The sequence below is a fragment of the Streptomyces sp. 15-116A genome, from assembly GCF_025290915.1.
Lineage (GTDB): Bacteria > Actinomycetota > Actinomycetes > Streptomycetales > Streptomycetaceae > Streptomyces.
The window spans coordinates 1-1068 of sequence record NZ_JAOCQE010000555.1 but is presented as its reverse complement, the minus strand read 5'-3'; the positions used below and the strand labels follow the sequence as shown (position 1 = coordinate 1068).

The 1068-nt window shown below is 74.4% G+C and carries 1 protein-coding gene; it reads left to right on the top strand.

What is annotated here, in order from left to right:
• Positions 1-181: 181 nt before the first annotated feature.
• A partial coding sequence (locus tag N4P33_RS35435) for a BTAD domain-containing putative transcriptional regulator (protein WP_260831019.1) occupies positions 182-1068 on the top strand: 887 nt, incomplete at its 3' end.

The following is a 1068-nucleotide window of genomic DNA, read 5'->3' as shown; positions in this document are numbered from 1 at the left end:
CCGTGTCCGGCGGGCCGTGGCCGTGCACCGCCGGCGGCCCGGGCCATCGGAGACTCAGTCTGGGAAGCGCCTCTATGACGGACCTACAGCGACGGGATCCGGCCGCTATAGGCCGCGTGTAGAGCCGGGGCACAGACTCGCCGCAGGCAGAACGGCATACGACGGCTCCCGGGAGGACGCGATGACGACCGCGGTGACCGGAATCGCACGGCAGGCGGTACGCATCCGCTTCTTCGGCGACTTCGAACTGAGCGTGAACGGTGCCCCGGTGCGACGCTGGCGGGCCGGCAAGGCGCGCGGCCTGTTCCAGTTCCTGGTGATCCACCGCGGCCAGACCCTCACCCGCGACCGGCTGTACGAGGCGCTGTGGCCGGGCTCCGACCGGTCCGCCGGGGACAGCTCGCTGAAGGTGGCCGCGCACGCGCTGCGCCGGGTCCTGGACGCGCACCCCGACAGCCCGTGCGCGTCGGGGATCCGGCTGACCTACCGCGACTTCGGCTACGTCCTGGACGTCGAGGACCTCTGGTCGGACGTGGACCGCTTCCGGGAGCTGGTGCACAGCGGGCTCCGTGCGGCCGCCGCGGGCGACCGGGGCGCCGCCCGGGAACGGCTGCGGTCCGCCGTGGCGCTGTACGCCGGTGAGTTCCTGCGCGGTGAGAGCGCTGACTGGGTGGTCGAGCAGCGCGAGTACCTGCGGTCGCTGGCGTTGCGGGCGCTGGAGGTGCTGCGCGCCGACGCCGCCGAGCGCGAGGACTTTCCCGAGCTGATCGAGGTCTGCCGCAGCACGCTCGGCATCGACCGGCACCACGAGGAGACGTACCGGGCGCTGATGACGGCGCACGGCAGGCGCGGCGAGCACGCCTGTGTGCGCCGCTGGTACGACCTGTGCGCGCGCCGGCTGCGCGAGGACCTCGCGGTCGCGCCGTCCCGGGAGACCGACCGGCTGCTGCACGCGATCCTGCCCGCCGCCCCGCCGCCCGCGCCGGGAGGTGCACGCTCCGCACGATCGCCCCTGGCGCCTGCCGCACCGGGCGGATCACCCACCGGACTGCTCGCGCGCCCCTTGCG